The sequence below is a fragment of the Staphylococcus sp. EG-SA-17 genome (genome assembly GCF_017151845.1).
GTDB lineage: Bacteria > Bacillota > Bacilli > Staphylococcales > Staphylococcaceae > Staphylococcus > Staphylococcus aureus.
Genome location: NZ_JACVZO010000006.1, coordinates 79,532 through 96,614 on the forward strand (window position 1 = coordinate 79,532; position 17,083 = coordinate 96,614).

Consider the following 17,083-nt stretch of genomic DNA (forward strand, 5'->3'; position numbering starts at 1 on the left):
GGCACATGTATCCCTCTTCATTTATCAGCTCAATATTATTACATGTCACATATTTTTATATCTTTAATTACTAACATTCCTACTACATCTTCAATTTAAATCCAATGCCAATATTATAAATTCTAAATCGAATTAAACGAAATTTCATGAAGACAACCTATTGACATAAGTTTACAAACGTCTTACAGTATAATTAATTAAATAAATCGCACACACTAGGGGTGTTTTATACTGAGATGAGGCTTGCCCTCAAACCCTTTGAACCTGATCTAGCTTGAACTAGCGTAGGAAAGTGTTACTATACATATGTTTTACTAATATATATTGTGAACGCATAACTTTCCTATGGATGGTTGTGCGTTTTTTTATTAGGAGGATGTAAAAATGTCAAAAGGTTTAAAGCTATCTGAAATACTAGTAACCGTTCTTATTTCAGTAGTATTCGCAGTTATTTACAATTTATGGTGGTTTGTTTACAATGGTGTGCAAGCTACAGGCCTTCACCTCGAACAATTAACAAACGGGGTTTGGTTCATGGCAGCTATTGTCTGCTATCTAATTATCCCAAAGCCAGGTATTGCTTTACTGGCTGAATTTGCTGCAGGTGCAGGCGAAACTATCATTATGGGTCGTTTCGATATTCCGACAATCGTTTACGCTTTTATACAAGGTTTAGCGTGTGAACTTGTCTTTGCAATTTTTAAATATCAATCACGTTCAGTTATGGTAGCTATGTTAGCAGGTTTTTGTACAGCAATCGCAGCTTTCCCGATAGATTATTTCTATGGGTATTTAAATGAAGTTGCAGGTTGGAACTTAACATTATTCATCGTATTTAGATTAATTAGTGGTGCAGTAGTCGCCGGCGTCCTATCTTACCTTTTAGTAAAAGCTTTAGATAAGACAGGCGTAACAAAATTATTTAGACCAGCTGCTAAAGAAGATTACGACAACTTATAAGAGGAGCATTCAGAGTGTTAAAAGTAAGTGATTTACGATTAAAATATCCAAGTGGTCAGCGTAAAATTTTCGATCATTTAAATATCACTATTCAAGACAAAGAAAAAGTACTTTTACTCGGTCCTTCTGGTTGCGGTAAAAGTACACTTCTGAATGTATTAAGTGGTATTGTTCCTAATTTAATTGAATTACCTATGAAATATGATGAACTAATCGTTGACCCATTAAGTGGCGTTATTTTCCAAGACCCTGATAGCCAGTTTTGTATGCCAAAAGTATACGAAGAACTTGCATTCGTTTTAGAAAATAGACAAGTACCACGTGAAGACATGGATGCGTTAATTATCAATGCTTTAAATATGGTCAATTTAAATGTTACCCCTGAAACGTATATCAAAGATTTAAGTGGCGGGATGAAACAGAAATTGGCAATTGTTGAAACCATTCTTCAACAATCAAAAACATTGTTTTTAGATGAACCGACAGCAATGTTAGATGTTCAAGCAACGGAAGATTTATGGACTAAACTAATTGAACTTTGGGAAGATCAAACTGTTGTAATCGTTGAACATAAAGTTAAACACATCTGGAATCATGTCGACCGCGTCATTTTGATGGATTATAACGGAAATATCATTGCCGATGAATGTCCTGAAATCATATTACAGAAGTATGTTCATTTACTCAGTGAATACGGTGTGTGGCATCCACGTGCATGGGAATTCGCACCAAGTCGTGTTGACTTTCCAACAACAAACTCACACTTATTACAATTTAAAAATGGACGTATTATTCGCGGTAAATCAACGTTGCTTTCATTCTCAGATTTAGAAATTGGTTTAGGTGAGTGGATTACAATTACAGGGGCAAATGGCAGTGGTAAAACTACCTTGCTTGAATCAATTATGCAATTGATTAAATATCAAGGTGATGTTTATTTTGAAAATCAACGTTTAACAAAAATTAAACATGCAGCAAAACACATGTATCTAGTTTATCAAAACCCAGAATTACAATTTATAACAAATTCGGTTTATGATGAAATTAACATTCATTTTAATCACCTTTCTAAAGATCAAAGTGATGATGAAACGATACAACTTTTAAAACTTTTAGATTTAGAAAATGTTAAAGATCAACATCCTTATGAGTTGTCTATTGGTCAAAAACGACGCCTTAGCGTAGCTACCGCACTAAGTTCTAAAGCTGATATCATCTTTTTAGATGAACCGACATTTGGACTTGATAGCCATAATACATTCCAGTTGATCAAACTTTTCCAAAAACGAATTAATTTGGGACAAAGTATTGTCATGGTTACACATGACGATGAAATAATTGAACGTTATCCATCAAGAAGACTTAAAATTTCAGATGGTACGTTACTAGATTGTGATGGTGATACGAATGTATGAGCAATGGAAAGTTCGGCAATCATTTGTTGATGATGTCAACATTATAACGAAACTATTTCTTGGAATTATACTATTTTTCTTTATTATATTTGTGCATAATTTCGATTTTATGCTTTATATCACTATCTTAATGTTAGTTTTCTTATTGATGTTTAATGGTACTCAGTTTAAAATTACATCAATTTTTATAACTATAAGTATTGGCTTTGCATTACTCTCTTCCCTATTCATGATTTTATACGGGAATGGTAGCCATACAATTTTGAAATTCGGATTTATCCATATTACAACAGAAAGTTTAGTTCGTGGTTTACATGTATCATTAAGAACCATTGCTATATCATTTTTCGGTATCTTAATCGCACTTACATCTCAGGTTGTCATGATATTTTATAGTTTAATGCAGCATTTAAAGGTTAAATCAAAAGTTGCTTATGCATTCATGGCTGCCATTCGTATGATACCTTTAATGATTAGTTCTTTAATACAGCTTCGCAGATCTTTAAAAATGCGCTATCAGATGATAGACGCGGCAAATTATAGAGGGTTAAAGCGATTTAAGCATTTAATTATACCTCTATTAAGCCAAAATATTAGAAAGGCACATCAATTATCAGTTGCGATGGAGTCGAAAGGATTTAGAGATGGTCCTCGTACTTACTATTACAACGTACCTTTCTCATATAAAGATATAATCTTTATTATAGTTTTAATTGCCATTATTACTTTGGCATATTATTGTTCAATCACCTTACCCATCACGGGCATAGATGATGTTCGTCTTGGTCGTGTAGGTTAAATTTTATCCATAATTGTATAGATACTAAATTAGAAATTCATTGTATAGAAAAAGAAAACCATTTATTCCATACTAAACAAAAGAGGTGCCACAAACATGTTATTTTGTTCATCCAAACATGTTGTGGCGCCTCTTTTGTATTACATATGAATAATCACAAATTTGGTACAGAAATCAATGTCCTAGACTCTACAACTAAAAAAGCTATGAAAAAACTATCGTTATAGATTTCTTCATAGCTAATCTTAGTATTTTTTAAATATACTTATTTAAGTTGTAGTGCTTTATTCGCAATGTCATGACGATAGAATAAATGGTCACTTTGTATTTGTGATACTTTTTCGTATGCGTCTCGCTGTGCATCTTGTACATTGTCACCTTTTCCGATGGCAAGTATAACTCTACCACCTGAAGTAACAAAGGTATTACCTTGCTTCTTTAATCCACTAACAAAATAGTTTTCATTTAAATCAAAGCCACTTACTTTATGCCCTTTTTCATATGCATCAGGATATCCTTTTGATGCCAACATGACCCCTACAATAGATTCATTTTTCCATTTGAATTCAGTACGTTTTCCTTCATCTAAATCAATAATATGCTGCATTAAATCACTTTCCATGCGACTTAATAATACTTGAGCTTCAGGATCACCAAAACGGGCATTAAATTCTATTACTTTTGGACCATTTTTAGTTAAAATAGCACCAATGTATAATACACCGAAGAATTGATAACCTTCATTAAGCATTGCCTTTGCAATGGGTTGTGCAATTGTTTCATTTGTAAGTTTTAAAACATCGTCACTAATATGTGGTACTGGACAATAAGCCCCCATACCACCAGTATTTGGTCCTTCATCATGATCAAATGCGCGTTTATGATCTTGTGCAATACAGTCGAAAGGAACTGCTAAATCACCATTAACAAATGTCATTAGCGAGAACTCTTCACCTTCTAAAAACGTTTCAAATACAACAGTACCTTCTTCTTCATCACCATACATAATCTCAATAGCACTTCTGGCTGCTTCAATAGTATCTGCAATAATAACGCCTTTCCCAGCAGCTAACCCATCTTTCTTGACAACAACGGGCAATTCACAGTTTTCAATATATGTTAAAGCATCCTTTTTTCGCTCAACTTCTTTATAATCAGCAGTTGGAATATTATATTTTTCCATTATCTTTTTAGCAAATAATTTTGAGCCTTCGATTTGAGCTGCTTGCTTATTTGGACCAAACACTTTGAAACCATTCGCTCGTAAAATGTCTGCTAATCCATCAATTAGCGGCTGTTCTGGACCTATAACTACCCAATCAACATTTTGCTGTTTAGCAAAATCTAGTATCCCTTGATGATTAGATTCTGAAATTTCAGTGTGTACTTCAGCTATAGGTGTCATTGCCTCATTACCTGGAATGACAAACACTTGTTTAACTAGATTCGATTGATTAAGTTTATATGCAAGTGCATGTTCTCGTCCACCAGCACCAATTACTAATATATTCATTTATGTTACGCCCCTTTAAAATTAGTGTTTAAAATGTCGAGTGCCTGTGACTACCATTGCAATACCATGTTTATTAGCCATATCAATTGAATCTTGATCTTTAATCGAACCACCCGGTTGGATAATTGCCTTTATACCATGTTGTGCTGCAAGTTCAACTGTATCTCCCATAGGGAAAAATCCATCAGATACTAACGCTACATGATCATTGATTTCAATAGCTCTCTCTAACGCAATTTTAGCAGCACCGACACGATTCATTTGTCCAGCACCTATACCTACAGTTTGTTTATTATTACTTAAAATAATTGCATTACTTTTTACTGATGGTACAACTTTCCATCCTAATAACATTGCTTCCCATTGTTCATCTGTAGGTACTACTTCTGTAACAACTTTCATTTCATCTTTTGGTACGACATAATTATCTTTATCTTGAACTAAATATCCGCCAGATACTGAAACAAACTCTTCTTCGTTACTGTCTATAGTCATATCAATTTCTAATAATCTTACATTCTTCTTTTGTTTTAAAATATCTAATGCTTCATCTGTAAATTTTGGTGCAATAATGACTTCCAAAAAGATACTATGCAATTGCTCTGCTAACTCAGGTGTTACAGCTCGGTTTAATGCAACAATTCCACCAAATATTGATTGACTATCCGCTTCATACGCATGTTGAAATGCTTGCTCTATCGTGTCACCGATACCAACACCACATGGATTCATGTGTTTAACCGCAACTGCAGCAGGTGTATCAAACTTTTTAACTAAAGCTAGTGTAGCATCTGCATCTTTAATATTGTTATAGCTTAATTGTTTCCCATGTAATTGTTTAGCGCCTGCAATCGTGTGCTTAGCATTCGAAGTTCTCACAAAATACGCTGATTGTTGTGGATTTTCTCCATATCTTAAAGTTTCTTTATCCCCTTTAAAGAAACGTACAATCGCTTCATCATATTCTGCAGTATGCTCAAAAACTTTAATCATTAATGATTGTCTATATGACTCATCTAACGAATCGTTTCTTAATCGCGTCAATACTTCATGATAATCTGCCGGATGTACAATTGTTGTTACATGTTTATAGTTTTTAGCTGCAGCACGTAACATTGTTGGACCACCAATATCAATATTTTCAATTGCTTCGTCCATCGTCACATCAGGGTTTGCAACAGTTTGTTGGAATGGATATAAATTAACTACTACCATATCAATTAAATCTATATGTTGTTCTGATAATTCATTTAAATGCTGCGGTTTATTTCGATCAGCTAAAATGCCACCATGAACAGCCGGATGTAATGTTTTAACACGGCCATCCATTATTTCTGGAAAATGTGTTAAGTCTGAAACAGAACGAACTGGTACATTTGCTTCATCTAATATACGTTTAGTACCACCTGTTGAATATAATTCATAATTTAATTGCGTTAACGCTTTAGCAAACTCTACAATACCTGTTTTATTTGATACGCTCAAAATAGCTTTCTTCATCACATACATACTCCTTATTTTACAATTTTAGCAATAACACTTGGATATAACTCATATTCCAATTTTTTTACTTTCTCTTCTAATTGTTCTTTTGAATCGTCCGGTCTAATATCACATTTTCTCTGTTCAATAATTTCTCCCGTATCCATACCACTATCAACATAATGTACTGTCGAACCAGTAATAGTATCGCCACTATGATATGCTTGGCCTATTGCGTCAATCCCCTTATATTTCGGCAATAGAGATGGATGTATATTCAATATTTTACCTGCAAATGAAGCTAATAAATCTGGACCAATTAGACGCATGTAACCAGCTAAAATAATCCACTCTACCTTATCTTTATTTAATAATGTTACTAAATGTTGTTCATACGCTGCTTTTGAATCAAATTGTTTTGGTTCATTAATATAAACAGGAATACCGTGCTTTTTTGCTCTATCTATACAAAACGCATTTTGATGATCCGTATATAGCGCCGTAACTTCAATATTTTCAAGTTTTCCTGATTCAACATGCTCAACTATATTTTCAAAGTTACTTCCTGAACCTGATGCAAAAATCGCAATTTTAACCATTGTTATACCCCCAACAATTCAATTGCAGTTGACTCATTTTTCACAATATGTCCAATTTGATAGGCTTCCACATTTTGTTCTGCTAAAATCTTCAAAGCGCGTGATGCATCTTTTTCATCAACGATAACCGTATAGCCAATACCCATGTTAAAAATGTTATACATTTCATTTGTATCTATATTGCCTTGTTGTTGTAACCAATCAAATATTTTTGGCGTTGGAAATGATGTAGTATCAATTCTAGCAGCATATCCGGCTGGCAATGCACGTGGAATATTTTCATAAAAACCTCCACCAGTAATATGATTCATTGCCTTAATAGAAACTTCTTTTTTCAAAGCAAGTACAGGTTTGACATATAATTTAGTTGGTTCTAAAAAGACATCTATAAATGGACGATTATCGAAGTTTGATGCCAAATCAATGCCTGATTCATTAATTAATTTGCGCACTAAACTATATCCATTTGAATGAATGCCACTTGACGCAAGTCCTATAACAACTTGTCCCTCTTTCACTTCTGAACCATCTACATAGTCATCCTTTTCAACTGCTCCAACAGCAAATCCGGCTACATCATATTCGCCTTCGTGATACATTTCACCCATTTCAGCAGTCTCTCCACCGATAAGTGCAGTATTCGTTTCAACACATGCATCACTAATACCTTTAACAATTTGTTCAATAACTTCAGGAACAACTTTATTTGTAGCGATGTAATCTAAAAAATATAATGGTTCTGCACCTGTCGTTAAAATATCATTAACACACATTGCGACTGCATCGATACCTATCGAATCATGTTTACCATAGTCGATAGCTAGTTTTAATTTCGTTCCTACTCCGTCTGTTCCAGAAACTAAAACTGGTGCTGTCATATTTAATTGTGATAAATCAAATGTAGCACCGAATCCACCTAAACCACCGATAACTTCTTTACGCATCGTACGTTTAACATGACTAGACATTCTTTCTACAGCTTCATAACCAGCATGAATATTTACACCAGATTGTTCATATGCTTTAGACATTTAAATTTCCCTCACTATCAAAAAAGTGTTTATTTTTAGAAATATATTGCTTTTGTCGATGACTTAAATGTGCTTTATAATTTGCTTCATAATCGTATAACCCTGCAGGATAATCTCCAGTGAAACTTTCTACACATAAGCCACTATATGGCGCGTCATAATCTAAACCAATTGATTCAATTAACCCATCTACAGATAGATATGCTAATGAATCAGCGCCAATATAATCTTTAATTTCTTCAGGTGATTTGCTTGCAGAAATTAATTCTGCCGTAGTTGAAACATCGATTCCATAAAAACTTGGGAACATAAATTCCGGTGATGCTATACGCACATGCACTTTATTTGCACCAGAATCTTTTAACATTTTCACAATGCGTCGAATTGTCGTACCGCGAACAATAGAATCATCAACAAGAATGATATTTTTCCCATCTACTATATCTTTTACCGCAGATAACTTCACTCTCACACCTTGCTCACGTAATTCTTGAGTTGGTTGAATAAATGTTCTTGCAACATATTGATTTTTAACTAGTCCCATTTCATATGGCAAACCTATTTCTTCAGCATAACCACTCGCAGCTGATAACGATGAATTGGGTACACCGATGACCATATCAGCATTTACAGGGCTTTCTTGGGCTAATTTTTTACCAGAAGCTTTACGTACTGCATGGACATTTTTACCAGCTATTGTTGAGTCTGGTCTAGCAAAATAAATATATTCCATCGCAGAAATTGCAGTTGTCGTATGATGTGTATAAGATTTAACTGTAATACCTTTATCGTTAATCACGACATATTCACCTGCATGAATATCTTGAACGAATTCTGCACCTAACACATCTATTGCACATGTTTCACTTGCAAGGATGTATGTCCCATCTTTCATTTTACCTACAACAAGTGGTCTGATAGCATTTGGATCTACTGCGCCATATAACGCATCCTTTGTTAAAATTGCAAATGTAAAACCACCTTTAATTTTTCGAAGACTTTCTCTTAATGCTTCTTCAAAAGTTGGTGCCTTACTGCGTCGAATCAAATGCATAATGACTTCAGTATCAGAAGACGAATGGAAGATAGCACCTTGTTTTTCTAAATTCTGACGCAATGATTTAGCATTAATGAGGTTACCATTATGACAAATACCTACACTCATATCATAAAAGTGATACAGAAACGGTTGAATATTTTCAATACCTTTATTACCTGAAGTAGCATAACGGACGTGACCAATTGCATGTTGATATCCTTTTAATCGTTCCATTTGATCATCTTTAATCGCTTCAGTTAGTAAGCCTAATCCTCGCTCGCCTTTTAATTCATTTTGATCAGAAACAACTATACCTGCACCTTCTTGACCACGATGTTGCAAACTATGAAGTCCCATATATGTTAGTTGCGCTGCTTCAGGATGATTCCAAATACCAAACACGCCACATTCTTCGTTTAATCCTGAGTAGTTAAACATTGAGCAATTGCCCCTTCCCATATTTGTTTAATATCTGAAACATTTTCACTAATCTCTGTATATGGTGTTGTTACTTTGAAATTATCACTATCTGTTAAAAGTCCAATTTCTATTGCATTATCAATATTTAAAGTTTTACCTGATTTAACAGAAACAACATATCGGCCTTGTGTCTCACTAAACAATTGTGCATTTGTTATATCTATTGAAGATTTTAATCCTAAACCGTAATGCGCACTTAGTTTAGCTAAGGTAATCAGTAAGCCACCTTTACCAACTGTTTGAACATGTGATAATAGTCCTTCACGAATAGCGGTCTTGATTGATTCACCTTTTTCAACTTCTGAACTCAAATCTAATGACTCAAATTCATGATTAACTTTGCCATAAATTAACTTTTCAAGTTGACTACCACCAAAGTCGTCCTTAGTATCACCGATTAAATATAATTTATCTCCAACTTGAGGTTCAAAATCATTTAAATAATTTACATTTTCAATCAAACCTACCATTCCAACAACTGGTGTTGGGAAAATAGAAGTACCTTTCGTTTCGTTATATAAAGATACATTTCCAGAAACTACTGGTGTCTTAAGAATGTCGCATGCTTCTGCCATACCTTTCGTTGAATCTATCAACTGTTGATAGATTTCTTTCTTTTCAGGAGAACCATAATTTAAACAATCTGTCATTGCTAATGGTGTTGCACCCACGGCAATTAAATTTCGATAAGCTTCAGCTACTACCATCTTTCCACCTTCATATGGATTGTTATATACATAACGCGCTTCACCATCAATTGTTGAAGCAATCGCCTTATTTGTGCCTTCCACACGTACTACCGATGCTTGAAGTCCTGGCTTAATTATCGTATTGGCACCAACTTGTTGGTCGTATTGATCATATAAATAGTGTTTAGATGCTATAGTCGGATGCTTAAGTAATTTAAAGAAAGTATCTTTAACATCGATGTGTGTATAATCATTTTTAGAAGTATTATAATCTTTTTCTTCTCCTTCTAAAATATATACAGGTGCTTCATCAGCTAGTGGTTCAACTGGAATGTCAGCATAAACTTCGTCATCATATGTTAAAACAAAACGATTTGTATCTGTAACTTCACCTATAACAGCACTATCCAATTCGTGCTTATCAAATAAATCTAAGAATTTTTGTTCAGTACCTTTTTCAACAACTAGTAACATACGTTCTTGAGTTTCTGAAAGCATCATTTCATAAGGAGAAATACCTGGCTCACGTGTTGGCACTTGTTCTAATCTCAAATGTAACCCACTACCACCTTTTGCCGCCATTTCAGACGATGAAGATGTTAAACCAGCAGCACCCATATCTTGAATACCAACTAATTCATCAAATGTAATTGCTTCAAGTGTTGCTTCCATTAATTTTTTACCTACAAATGGATCACCGATTTGTACAGAAGGTCGTTTACTTTCGCTTTCTTCCGTCAATTCTTCAGATGCAAAAGTAGCACCATGAATACCATCTCGACCAGTTTTCAAACCAACATAAATGACCGAATTACCTACACCTTTTGCTGTGCCTTTTTGAATCATGTCGTGATTGATAACACCAACACACATTGCATTAACAAGTGGATTGCCATCATAACGTTCATCAAATTCGATTTCACCAGCAGTTGTTGGAATACCAATGCAGTTACCATAACCTCCGATACCCTTTACAACACCTTTAAGTAATCTTTGGTTTTGTTTATTATCTAATTCTCCAAATCTAAGACTGTTTAACAAATTAATAGGTCTAGCCCCAATAGAGACAATGTCACGAATGATTCCACCAACGCCTGTAGCAGCCCCTTGATATGGTTCAATTGCTGATGGATGATTGTGAGACTCTACTTTAAATACTACGGCTTGATTATCACCTATATCGACTACCCCTGCACCTTCACCAGGCCCCATAAGCACATGCTCACCTGACGTAGGAAATTGCTTTAAAAACGGTTTAGAATGTTTATAAGAGCAATGTTCACTCCACATAACAGAAAAGATACCTGTTTCTGTAAAGTTAGGTTGTCTGCCTAAAATATCGCAAACTTTTTCATATTCTTGATCACTTAATCCCATATCTTGATATACTTTTTCAAGTTTAATTTCTTCAACGCTTGGTTCGATAAATTTAGACATGTTGTTCCCTCCAACTTTTTACCATCGCTTCAAATAATTTCACACCACTATCAGTACCTAACAACGTTTCTAAAGCTCTTTCAGGATGTGGCATCATGCCACATACATTGCCTTTTTCATTAACAATTCCTGCAATATCATCATATGAACCGTTCGGATTATTCACATATTTCAGAATAATTTGATTGTTAGCTTTTAATTGTTGATATATTTCATCAGTACAATAATAATGACCTTCACCGTGAGCTACAGGATATATAACTTTTTCACCTTGTTCATAAAGATTTGTAAATGCCGTTTGATTATTCACTATTTCTAACTTTTCATTTCTACTAATAAATAAATGTGAATCGTTATGCAATAATGCACCAGGTAATAAGCCTATTTCAGTTAAAATTTGAAACCCATTACAAACACCTAATACTGGCTTACCTTCAGCTGCAAGACGTTTAACTTCCGAAATAATCGGCGCTACACTAGCCATTGCCCCAGATCTTAAGTAATCCCCGAATGAAAATCCACCAGGAATAAGTACGCCATCAAATCCACTTAGTGATGTTTCTCTATAATCTACATATTCCGCTTCAACACCACTTTTAATAGCAGCATTAAACATGTCTCTATCACAATTCGAACCTGGAAAAACAAGAACCGCAAATTTCATTTTATGCATTCTCCTTTTCATCATCTAACACTTTATAGCTATATTCTTCAATCACTGTATTTGCAAACAATTTTTCACTTAGAGTTGTAATAATGTTGTGTACCTTTTCATCACTAACCTCATCCACTGTCATATATAATACTTTTCCTACACGAATATCATTCACTTGTGCATAACCTAAGTCATGTACAGCTCGAGTAAGCGTTTGTCCTTGCGTATCTAATACTTGTGGTTGTAATGTGATATGTAGTTCAATTGTTTTCATTATTTTAAATCCTCCAATTTGTTTAAAAATATTTGATATGTTTCAATCAGTGATCCAGTGTTATTTCTATATACATCTTTATCAAAGTTTGCATTGGTAGCTTTATCCCAAATTCGACATGTATCTGGAGATATTTCATCCGCTAACAAAATTTGACCAGTCTCAGTCTTTCCAAATTCGATTTTAAAATCTACTAATTTTAAATTCATCGCATCCATTAATTGTTTTAATACTTGATTAATTTCTAGCGCTTTCGTTTTTAATGTTTCAATATCTTTATCTGTCGCAATATTCAGTAATTTGATGTGATCATCTGTAATCAAAGGATCATTTAATGCATCATTTTTATAGAAAAATTCCACAAGTGGTTCTCTAAAAACTTCACCATTTTCAAAACCTAAACGCTTTGTAATAGATCCACTAGCAATATTACGGACAACTACTTCTAATGGAATTATTTTCACAGGCTTAACTAATTGATCTGTTTCAGATAATTGTTTAATAAAGTGACTTTCTATTCCATTTTCTTGTAAATATTTAAATATAATAGAAGTAATTTGATTATTTAATCGCCCCTTACCTGCCATTGTGTCTTTCTTAGCCCCGTTTCCAGCAGTAACTTCATCTTTATATTCAACTCTTAATTCATTTTCTTGATTTGTTGAGAAAATACGCTTCGCTTTTCCTTCATATAATAATGTCATGCTTTAATTACTCCCCTCAAATTTAGCGTACATATCTTGTTCAGTTTGGTTTACATCATTCGTTAGTACAGTCATATGCCCCATTTTTCTACTATCTTTACGCTCAGACTTACCATAAATATGTAAGTGCCACTCTGGATGTTCATTAAATTCATTTTCCAATAAATCTAAGTCTTTACCTAGTAAGTTCATCATGACTGCAGGCTTTAATAATTCAATTGAATTTGGTAATGATTGTCCGGTAACTGCTAAAATATGAGTATCAAATTGTGAATAATCACATGCTTCAATTGAATAATGTCCGGAATTGTGAGGCCTTGGTGCAATCTCGTTCACATACAATTGGTTGTTACTATCTATAAAAAATTCAACTGTAAATGTTCCAATGAAATGAATCGATTGGATAATTTTATTAACTTGCTCTTTCGCCTCAGCTGTTTTATCTATTCTCGCTGGAACAATTGTTTTGAAAAGTATTTGATTTCTATGCTCATTTTCTTGTAATGGGAAATAAGTAATTTGATTGTTGTTTCCTCTTGTAACAGTAAGTGATACTTCTTTCTTGATATTCAAATATTTTTCAGCTACGCATTCACTAGTTTCAATTAATTTAAAACCTTCTTGTAAGTCTTTTTCGTTGTTAATTAAAACTTGACCTTTGCCATCGTAGCCACCAAATCTAGTTTTTACAATAAAAGGATATCCTAATGTTTCAATTGCTTTGTCAATATCTGTAGATTCTTTTACTGAAATGAACGGGACAACTTTGGTACCAGCACTTTTTAATGTTTCTTTTTCAGTTAAGCGGTCTTGTAATAACTGTATAGCTTGGTAACCTTGCGGAATATTGTACTTTTCACATAATAGTTTTAATTGTTGGGCTGAAATGTTTTCAAATTCATAAGTAATCACATCACATTTTTGTCCTAATTGATTGAGTGCCTTTTCATCGTCATACTTGGCTTGTATAAATTCGTGTGCAACGTATCTACATGGACAATCTTCAGCAGGATCCAATACAGCCACTTTATAACCCATTTTTTGAGCTGATTGTGCCATCATCTTTCCAAGCTGACCACCACCAATAATGCCAATAGTCGCACCAAACTTTAATTTATTGAAGTTCATTTTGCATGTCCTCCACTTTTTGAATTAACGAAGATTCATAATGATTTAGTTTTTCAACTAAAGAAGGATTTTGAATACTTAACATTCTTGCTGCAAGTATACCTGCGTTTTTAGCACCTGCTGCACCAATTGCAGTCGTTGCAACCGGAATACCTCCTGGCATTTGAACAATTGATAATAAAGAATCTATACCCTTTAAACTTTTTGTTTCAATCGGCACTCCAATAACTGGTAGCGTCGTTAATGATGCAACCATACCTGGTAAATGTGCCGCACCGCCAGCGCCTGCAATGATAATGTCTATACCGCTTTCTCTCGCTTCAGAAGCAAATTGAACCATCATTTTTGGCGTACGATGTGCCGATACTACTTGTTTTTCGTACGGAATTTCAAAATAATCCAACATGTTACAACTCTCTTGCATAATTTTCCAATCGGAAGAACTGCCCATAATGACTGCTACTTTCACTTTGTACACCCTTTCAAAAGTTTGAATTGTGAATTACTTTAGTTGTATATTATAGATATAGCATAACAAGCAATTTCTGCTTTTTCAATCAAAAATCGAACTTTATTTTGATTTTTTGTTTGAATTTACGTCTTTTGCTATGTAAATTAGTTTTATAAACTAACAAAGTTAGGATATTGACAATAGGAGGAGAAGTTTTTATGGTTGCTAAAATTTTAGATGGTAAACAAATTGCCAAAGACTACAGACAGGGGTTACAAGATCAAGTTGAAGCGCTAAAAGAAAAGGGTTTTACACCTAAATTATCCGTTATATTAGTTGGTAATGATGGCGCTAGTCAAAGTTATGTTAGATCAAAAAAGAAAGCAGCTGAAAAAATTGGTATGATTTCAGAAATCGTACATTTGGAAGAAACAGCTACTGAAGAGGAAGTATTAAACGAACTAAATAGACTAAATAATGATGATTCTGTAAGTGGTATTTTGGTACAAGTACCACTACCAAAACAAGTTAGCGAACAGAAAATATTAGAAGCAATCAATCCTGATAAAGATGTGGACGGTTTTCATCCAATAAATATAGGGAAATTATATATCGATGAACAAACTTTTGTACCTTGCACACCGCTCGGCATCATGGAAATATTAAAACATGCTGATATTGATTTAGAAGGTAAAAATGCAGTTGTAATTGGACGAAGTCATATTGTCGGACAACCAGTTTCTAAGTTACTACTTCAAAAAAATGCATCAGTAACAATCTTACATTCTCGTTCAAAGGATATGGCATCATATTTAAAAGATGCTGATGTCATTGTCAGTGCAGTTGGTAAGCCTGGTTTAGTAACAAAAGATGTGGTCAAAGAAGGAGCAGTAATTATCGATGTTGGCAATACGCCAGATGAAAATGGGAAATTAAAAGGTGACGTTGATTATGATGCGGTTAAAGAAATTGCTGGAGCTATTACACCAGTTCCTGGTGGCGTTGGTCCATTAACAATTACTATGGTATTAAATAATACTTTGCTTGCAGAAAAAATGCGTCGAGGTATTGATTCGTAAATTCACATTAGTCATGTAATGTGAATGAATAACAAGAAAAATCTGGGACATTAATCGATCAAATGCTCCCTTCAAAGTAGACATTGAATAAATGAAGGCTTTGAAGGGAGCATTTCACTTTGTTCTTGGCTCAACAATTTTATATAGACAGTTGTTAATTGAATGAAAATAAGCTTGTAACAAGCATTTTTCAATTATAGTCCGGGGCCCCAACATAGAAGCTGGCGGAAAGTCAGCTTACAATAATGTGCAAGTTGGGGATGGGCCCCAACAAAGAGGAATTGGATTTCCAATTTCTACAGACAATGCAAGTCGACGAGGCCCCATCACAGAAGCTGTGACTATGATAAAGTACTACTACATAATTAATCAATAGTGGTTCTTTATCATTTTCGCCTCCCTTTTCTTATTGTTTTGATACACAAAAATTTATGTTCAAACTGTCGAATAAAGTTATATTTGATTTCAAATTATCCCTGAATTATTAATTTTACAATTGTGGCAGATTTTCAAAATAATAATTATTTCCTCATTATTTATAAATTTATATTTAAATTTCATTCTTTATAGGGTAAGATTAGGACTATAGTATGATGTGTAAATAATATAAATTAAGGTATAGTAAAGCTAACTCAGAAATGACTTATCATTCGGAGGTTACATTATGAATAAACTATTACAGTCATTATCAGCCCTCGGTGTTTCTGCTACACTAGTAACACCAAATTTAAATGCAGATGCAACGACGAATACTACACCACAAATTAAAGGCGCTAATGATATCGTTATTAAGAAAGGTCAAGATTATAACCTTCTAAACGGCATAAGTGCATTTGATAAAGAAGATGGAGATTTAACCGATAAAATTAAAGTCGATGGCCAAATTGATACATCTAAATCTGGTAAATATCAAATTAAATATCATGTCACTGATTCAGATGGTGCAATTAAAATTTCCACTAGGTATATTGAGGTTAAATAGCCCTCATCACTATACTGCAAATAAAATGGTAGCAAACGTACATGTTTTGCTACCATTTTATTTGTTATTCCAACTTCATCTGCAACTTTAACCCAAATATTGTATTTTTTCTGTATACCAAAGGACTACCTTTCAAATTATTAAAACTTAACTGCTCTTTTTAAAAGAATATTTTGATTTTGAACAAACAAATTTCTACTTTTCATTGTTTAACGATAAATTACTTTTGGCAAATTCCTTATTAAAATGTTTGCGCTTCCTTTCAATGAACTAGCCATCATTTTCAATTTATTAGACAATTTCAAACTTTTTTTATTTTCATTCAATTAACCTTTAATTGAAAGCTATTCTCAACTTCCCTTTTAA

At 33.7% G+C, this 17,083-nt stretch carries 16 protein-coding genes, 1 pseudogene and 1 riboswitch; of the genes and pseudogenes, 5 read left to right on the top strand and 12 right to left on the bottom strand.

Annotated features, from left to right (window positions below; all coding sequences use genetic code 11):
• The first annotated feature begins 207 nt into the window (after positions 1–207).
• Positions 208–308: riboswitch (TPP riboswitch) on the top strand.
• 76 nt (positions 309–384) lie between these two features.
• The 3 genes from IDG65_RS04615 to IDG65_RS04625 are packed head-to-tail and all read left to right on the top strand — an operon-like array spanning position 385 to position 3,174.
• Complete coding sequence (locus IDG65_RS04615) at positions 385–960, top strand: ECF transporter S component (RefSeq protein ID WP_000033477.1); 576 nt, start codon at positions 385–387, stop codon at positions 958–960.
• A gap of 14 nt (positions 961–974) precedes the next feature.
• Positions 975–2,375 (top strand): ABC transporter ATP-binding protein, encoded by a 1,401-nt coding sequence (locus tag IDG65_RS04620; protein ID WP_000921972.1) that lies wholly within the window; start codon positions 975–977, stop codon positions 2,373–2,375.
• Positions 2,368–3,174, top strand: a complete 807-nt coding sequence (locus IDG65_RS04625; RefSeq protein WP_000273262.1) for an energy-coupling factor transporter transmembrane component T family protein — start codon at positions 2,368–2,370, stop codon at positions 3,172–3,174. Before IDG65_RS04620 ends, IDG65_RS04625 begins: the two co-directional genes overlap by 8 nt.
• 265 nt (positions 3,175–3,439) lie before the next feature.
• On the opposite strand, the gene purD is transcribed toward IDG65_RS04625, so the two are convergent.
• The 11 genes from purD to purE are packed head-to-tail and all read right to left on the bottom strand — an operon-like array spanning position 3,440 to position 14,674.
• A complete protein-coding gene (gene purD / locus IDG65_RS04630; RefSeq protein ID WP_001024080.1) occupies positions 3,440–4,687 on the bottom strand; it encodes a phosphoribosylamine--glycine ligase in 1,248 nt (415 codons plus the stop codon).
• A gap of 21 nt (positions 4,688–4,708) precedes the next feature.
• Positions 4,709–6,187 (bottom strand): bifunctional phosphoribosylaminoimidazolecarboxamide formyltransferase/IMP cyclohydrolase, encoded by a 1,479-nt coding sequence (gene purH / locus IDG65_RS04635; RefSeq protein WP_000709275.1) that lies wholly within the window; start codon positions 6,185–6,187, stop codon positions 4,709–4,711.
• A 14-nt stretch (positions 6,188–6,201) separates the two neighbouring features.
• On the bottom strand, positions 6,202–6,768 hold the full coding sequence (gene purN, locus IDG65_RS04640; RefSeq protein ID WP_000238674.1) for a phosphoribosylglycinamide formyltransferase: 567 nt from the start codon (positions 6,766–6,768) through the stop codon (positions 6,202–6,204).
• Positions 6,769–6,770: 2 nt separating this feature from the next.
• Positions 6,771–7,799: a phosphoribosylformylglycinamidine cyclo-ligase gene (gene purM / locus IDG65_RS04645; RefSeq protein WP_000030811.1), complete on the bottom strand. Its 1,029-nt coding sequence runs from the start codon at positions 7,797–7,799 to the stop codon at positions 6,771–6,773.
• Positions 7,792–9,276, bottom strand: coding sequence for an amidophosphoribosyltransferase (gene purF / locus IDG65_RS04650; protein ID WP_052997643.1), 1,485 nt, complete (start codon positions 9,274–9,276; stop codon positions 7,792–7,794). Before purF ends, purM begins: the two co-directional genes overlap by 8 nt.
• On the bottom strand, positions 9,255–11,444 hold the full coding sequence (gene purL, locus IDG65_RS04655; RefSeq protein WP_000032745.1) for a phosphoribosylformylglycinamidine synthase subunit PurL: 2,190 nt from the start codon (positions 11,442–11,444) through the stop codon (positions 9,255–9,257). The genes purF and purL overlap by 22 nt, the downstream gene beginning before the upstream one ends.
• Positions 11,437–12,108, bottom strand: a complete 672-nt coding sequence (purQ, locus tag IDG65_RS04660; protein ID WP_000666805.1) for a phosphoribosylformylglycinamidine synthase I — start codon at positions 12,106–12,108, stop codon at positions 11,437–11,439. The genes purL and purQ overlap by 8 nt, the downstream gene beginning before the upstream one ends.
• A 1-nt stretch (position 12,109) precedes the next feature.
• Positions 12,110–12,373 (bottom strand): phosphoribosylformylglycinamidine synthase subunit PurS, encoded by a 264-nt coding sequence (purS, locus tag IDG65_RS04665; protein ID WP_000848350.1) that lies wholly within the window; start codon positions 12,371–12,373, stop codon positions 12,110–12,112.
• Positions 12,373–13,077, bottom strand: a complete 705-nt coding sequence (gene purC / locus IDG65_RS04670) for a phosphoribosylaminoimidazolesuccinocarboxamide synthase (protein WP_000174043.1) — start codon at positions 13,075–13,077, stop codon at positions 12,373–12,375. Before purC ends, purS begins: the two co-directional genes overlap by 1 nt.
• 3 nt (positions 13,078–13,080) lie before the next feature.
• Positions 13,081–14,205, bottom strand: coding sequence for a 5-(carboxyamino)imidazole ribonucleotide synthase (purK, locus tag IDG65_RS04675; RefSeq protein ID WP_001010399.1), 1,125 nt, complete (start codon positions 14,203–14,205; stop codon positions 13,081–13,083).
• Positions 14,192–14,674, bottom strand: a complete 483-nt coding sequence (gene purE, locus IDG65_RS04680) for a 5-(carboxyamino)imidazole ribonucleotide mutase (protein WP_001670307.1) — start codon at positions 14,672–14,674, stop codon at positions 14,192–14,194. Before purE ends, purK begins: the two co-directional genes overlap by 14 nt.
• Before the next feature lie 200 nt (positions 14,675–14,874).
• On the opposite strand from purE, the gene folD reads away from it, so the two are divergent.
• Positions 14,875–15,735: a bifunctional methylenetetrahydrofolate dehydrogenase/methenyltetrahydrofolate cyclohydrolase FolD gene (gene folD, locus IDG65_RS04685; protein WP_000225834.1), complete on the top strand. Its 861-nt coding sequence runs from the start codon at positions 14,875–14,877 to the stop codon at positions 15,733–15,735.
• Between the two features lie 664 nt (positions 15,736–16,399).
• A complete protein-coding gene (locus IDG65_RS04690; RefSeq protein WP_001037831.1) occupies positions 16,400–16,717 on the top strand; it encodes a DUF5011 domain-containing protein in 318 nt (105 codons plus the stop codon).
• 198 nt (positions 16,718–16,915) lie between these two features.
• Here the strand turns inward: IDG65_RS04690 and IDG65_RS14780 are convergent.
• A pseudogene (locus tag IDG65_RS14780) lies at positions 16,916–16,984 on the bottom strand (hypothetical protein); the annotation flags it as partial.
• Positions 16,985–17,083: the final 99 nt, after the last annotated feature.